Below are 4,639 nucleotides of genomic sequence, written 5' to 3' on the forward strand. Positions count from 1 at the left end.
GCCGTCGGAGAGCAGCGGTGCCGCCGCGCCGTCGGCCGAGGCGGACGTCAAGTCCGCTCCGATCACCAGGACGTAGGTGGGGCGGCCCGCCCTGACCTGGTCGGCGGCGACCGCGAGGGCGTAGCAGAACCCCGCGGAAGCGGCCGACAGGTCGAACGCTCCCGCATTCTTCGCGCCGAGGCGGTACGCGACCTCCACCGCCACGGCCGGCGTCCGCGTGAGGTCCGTGGTGGTGGCGACCACGACGCAGCCGATCCGCACCGCGTCCACGCCCGCGTCGACCAGCGCCTCCGTCCCCGCCCGCACGGCCATGTCGACGAGCGCGTCGACCGGGTCGACCCGACGGCGGACCGCGCACAGGTCGGGAATTCCACGTCCGTATTCGAGCGTCCTGCACCTCTCGGTGCTTTCGGGAAACGGGTCGGGTCTGTGCACACTCAAACTGATTATCCGGGCGTAAGACGCTCCGGTACGCATGCGAATGGCCAAGTTCATCCCCCGGGAACTTGTCGCGGACGGATCCGTGCCCCCATTGACGGAACGTCCGGCTCGTGGCGACCGTAGTCGAGTTCGTAGCCGGCACCCAGAGCCGTGACCCGCAAGGGGTACTCGGACGTGTTTCCTTGGAGGTTGCCGCACTCATCTGATGGGCGGGTGCCGAACCGTCCTCGGCTCGGCGGGGCCTCCGCTGCGCACCGCTCCGGCTTCGAGGGAGGCACGTCCGGTCGAATGCGCCGGTCGAAGTCGGCTGGAGCCGACGGTAGTGGACATCAACGAACGAATGGTCCGAACACGGTGCTGGAACCGGCTTTCGCTCCATTCCGTCCCGGAGTTCCGCTCTCCGCGCCAAAACCTTTCCACCAGTCCAAGACCGGAAACGGGACCAGGCCGTGTGGCTGACTTCCGACGTCCCGAAGGTCTTGTGCCAGGTCGGACTCGGTAGGTCAAGCCGGACGCGGTCCGTCCCGCCGTGGAGCCGGCCGAGCCCGCTCGTGGCCGTGCAGGGCGGTGACCAGCGTGTCGGCCAGGGCAGCCGCGATCGTGCCGCTCGGGTCGAGGTCGGGGTCGTAGATGGTCAGCTCCATCCCCACGCACGCCGGCCCGGCGATCAGCGGGCCGAGCAGGGCGGTCAGCTCGGCGAAGTCGAGACCACCGGGGTCGGGCGCGTCGGCCGCGGGCATCACCGAGGGATCGAGGACGTCCGCGTCCAGGTGCACGAAGTAGCCGTCCAGACCCACCAGCTGCTCGACGACCCGCTCACCGGTGGCGGTCGCGCCTGCCGCGCGGATCCCTGGTGTGGTGTGGACGGTCAAACCCGCAGCACGCGCCTCCTGCAAGTGCACGTCGTAGTCGCGTACGCCCAGCACGACGACGTCCTGCTCCCTGAAGTACGGCGCCAGGCCATCGATGTCGGAGATCGACGGCTGCCCGCGACCGGTCACGATGGCCGTGCCCTCGCCGCCCGAGGCGCCCACGTCCGCGCTGTTGCCCGTGTGCCGGAAGTCGATGGAGCCGTCCAGGTAGACCAGGCCGTAGCGCCCGCGCCGGCGCAGGGCCAGCGCCGGGCCGAACAGGATCGAGCAGTCCCCGCCCAGCAGCACCGGGAAGTCGCCGCGATCCAGTACCGCCCCGGTCCGCTGGGCGAGCCGCACCGTATAGCCCGCCAGCGCCGCGCCGTTGATGACCCCGTCCCCGGGCTTCCAGTCGCGGACGTCGTAACGCGGCGGCACGACCACGCCGGCGTCGGCGGCGCCCAGCCGGTCGAGCAGGCGCTGGTCGCGCAGCGCGCCGGCCAGCTTGTAGCAGCCCGGCACGAGCCCGGGCGCGGGTGGCCGCAGGCCCAGGTTGGACGGAGCGTCGAGCACGGCCAACGAGCGCGCGGCGCTGACGCCGGGGGATTCGTCCATCACGTCACGAGCCTCCCGTGCTTGGTGGATCTCGAGGGACCGAGGGCTGACGAACTCCGGCGCCTTCAGCCGGTCGAGGTTCCGCGTCCGATCGTCGCACTGCGGCCGGGGTCGCCATCGCCTGAGTGCTCGCCTGGTCGGTGGCACCGGCGCAATCACAGTCGCGCACCCGCCATGGACCGGACCATCGCGACGCTCATGCGCGCGACGTGGCGGTGGCCCTCGCCGCGATGGTGCTGACGATGTCGTCGATGCGGGCGGCGTAGCCGGCGGGATATGTCATGTTGCCGTTGTGGCCGCCGGGGAACTCCTCGACCGGGACCCCGAGCAGTGCGCCGAGCTCGACGGCGCACTTGTGGTCGAAGACGTCGCGGGGAGTGGTGCGACCGGACGCGGGCACGACGACGACCGGCGTCCGCCGCAAGGCCGCGACGTCCAGGTGGTCCTGCCGGACGGTGGTGAAGTCGTGCCCGATGAAGTAGTCGAAACCGGCGGCCCGGTCGGCGGTCAGCGGGACCGGCCGTACGCCCGGCTCCACGTCCTGCCGCGCCGGGTCGATGCCGAGCGCCGCGGCCACCGGTCGAAGCGCCGCCTGCCACCCGCTCGCCCGGAACACCTCTTGGCACTCCTCCAGCTCCCGCAGGTGGCGGGCTCGTTCGGTGGCGCCCAGCAGCCAAGGGGCGACGGGCTCGTGCGCGATGAGCGCCCGCAGTTGTCCGGGGTGCTCGACGGCCAGGTGCAGGCCGATGACGGCGCCCATGCTGCAACCGAGCATCAGGGCGGGTTCGTCGGTCAGCGCGGCCAGCAGCCGGTGGACGTCGTCGGCGTGCGTCGCCATCGAGGGCTGCGCGTCCGGGTCGTGGACGAGGCTGCGGGACAGGCCTCGCCGGTCGTACGTGAGTACCGCGTACCGATTCTCCAGGTGCCGCACCAGGTCTTCGCTGCGGTTGGCGTCGCCCTCGCCGCTCTGGGACATCAGCAGCAGGGGACCGCTTCCGCGGATCTCGTAGTGGAGATCGGCGCCGGCCACCGGCACGGTTCCGGTTTCGCGGCCCTTCACGCGTGTTCCAGCGGGCTCGTGGTGCTCGGGTCGCGGCCGAGGAAGGCCAGCATCCTCCGGTGGGCCGGTGCGTCGTCGGTCGAGGCGGCAGCCGGCCCGAACATGCCGGGACGGCGGAAGGCGCTGAAGTCCATGCCGCGCATGACGGCGAGCAGTTCGGCGCACAGCGCTTCGTCGATGAGGTGGTGCTGCCCGGTGGCGAGCGCCAGGTCGGCACCGTGTGCGAGGAGCTCGGTGAGGTGGATGAGGGCGGCCATCGGGCCGGGCACCTCCCCGAACCCCAACCGGACAGCCGTGGCGTTCAGATCCTCGAGGCGGCCCCAGGCCGCGCGGTCGAGGTCGGCGGCGATGGCGTACGAGGCCTGCGGGTCGCCGCCCAGCCAGTCGTCCTCGTGTGCGGCGCCCGGGTCCGTCCCGGTGAGCTCCGCGGCGAAGATCCGCATGCCGCCGACCAGGTGGTTGAGTTCGGTGCGCACGTCCCAGCCGGGGCAGGGGGTCGGACCGGCGAGCTCATCGTCGGTGATGCCCTCGACGATGAGGGCGGTCATGTCGATGGCCCGGTCGATCCGGTCGATCACTGCGGTCATGGCGGTTCTCCGCTCGTCGTGGTGGTGGTTGTCAGGCGGACGTGGGGTGGACGGCGAGGACGTCGTCGAGCCAGTCGTAGACACGGCTGAACGCCAGGCGCTGCGCTCCGGACTGGCAGTGGGCGTCCGCGCCCTCGTCGGCGGTGAACTCCACGAACGTCTTGGGGCAGGTGAGGTGCTGGTAGAGCAGTTCGGGCTGACCTTTGAAGAAGCCGTCGTCGGCCCCGGCGCAGACCAGGGTGGGGCAGGTGATCCGCTCCGCGATGCCGTCGCGCAGGTGGTAGTCGAGGTAGGCGGCGCCGAACGCGCGCGGGGTGTCCACGCCCATGGCGAACATGCCGTGCTCGATGGCCCAGCGCACCATCGGGCCGGCGTCCATGACCTCCTCCATCATCGCGTCGAGCTCGGGGTCGCTGTCGGCGCGCAGCCGCCGCTCGGCCTCGGCGCGGGGGAGCGGCACGCCGGAGGTGGCGATCTCGCCCAGGTCGTAGACGCCGTCGAGGCAGATGAGGGCGGCGACGCGCTGGTCGAAGGCGGCGGCGCGGGGCGCGAGCTGACCACCCATGCTGACGCCGAACAGGGCGATGCGGGATCCGTCGACCTCGGGCAGGGTCAGCGCGTGGTCGAGGACGGGACCGACGACGTTCTCCCAGTCCGGGCGGAACACCAGGCCCTGGTGGTGACGGGTGCCCGGCTGGCCGGGCCCGTCGAAGGCGAGCACGGTGTAGCCGCGTTCGAGCGCCGCGGCCGCGCCGAAGAAGTGCAGCTCCTCCACGGTGCCGTCGAAACCGTTGCCGATCACGACGGTGGGGCGCGGGGTGGAGTCGTCGACCCGGTACAGGTAGCCGGGCAGGGTGGTGGCCTCGTACGGAATCTCGACCGGCTCGACGACGGGGTCGAACAGCGCCGCGGCCTGGCGGAAGGACGCCACCGAGGCGTCGTAGGCGTGCCGGATGCGCGGGTCGGCGGCGTCGGCGTGCAGGAAGAACTCGGCGGCCCGGTAGTAGTTCGACGCCCGCAGGAAGCCGTCCCGGGCGCTGACCCGACGCTCGGCCTTCAGCGAGGCCCTGGCCTCGCCGGCCACC

General features: G+C 71.9%; 4 protein-coding genes and 1 pseudogene. All 5 read right to left on the reverse strand.

The genetic code is table 11. The features are described from left to right. Nucleotides 1-312, reverse strand: a pseudogene (locus tag AB0G02_RS28960) (3-oxoacyl-ACP synthase); the annotation flags it as partial. A gap of 632 nt (nt 313-944) precedes the next feature. After that, on the reverse strand, nt 945-1,907 hold the full coding sequence (locus AB0G02_RS28965) for an arginase family protein (RefSeq protein ID WP_360799947.1): 963 nt from the start codon (nt 1,905-1,907) through the stop codon (nt 945-947). 196 nt (nt 1,908-2,103) lie between these two features. After that, nucleotides 2,104-2,967: an alpha/beta hydrolase gene (locus AB0G02_RS28970; RefSeq protein WP_360799938.1), complete on the reverse strand. Its 864-nt coding sequence runs from the start codon at nt 2,965-2,967 to the stop codon at nt 2,104-2,106. Further along, nucleotides 2,964-3,554: a TIGR03086 family metal-binding protein gene (locus AB0G02_RS28975; protein WP_360799941.1), complete on the reverse strand. Its 591-nt coding sequence runs from the start codon at nt 3,552-3,554 to the stop codon at nt 2,964-2,966. The genes AB0G02_RS28970 and AB0G02_RS28975 overlap by 4 nt, the downstream gene beginning before the upstream one ends. A gap of 31 nt (nt 3,555-3,585) precedes the next feature. Then, nucleotides 3,586-4,639 (reverse strand): alpha/beta fold hydrolase (locus AB0G02_RS28980; protein ID WP_360799944.1); only part of this gene is annotated, 1,054 nt, incomplete at its 5' end.

This window comes from Actinosynnema sp. NPDC023658 (assembly GCF_040639995.1).
Classification (GTDB): domain Bacteria; phylum Actinomycetota; class Actinomycetes; order Mycobacteriales; family Pseudonocardiaceae; genus Actinosynnema.

What these genes read in the sequence shown, in the direction of transcription:
- AB0G02_RS28965 (WP_360799947.1), bottom strand. Translation starts at nt 1,907, where the DNA reads ATGGACGAATCCCCCGGCGTCAGCGCCGCGCGCTCGTTGGCCGTGCTC.
- AB0G02_RS28975 (WP_360799941.1), bottom strand. Translation starts at nt 3,554, where the DNA reads ATGACCGCAGTGATCGACCGGATCGACCGGGCCATCGACATGACCGCC.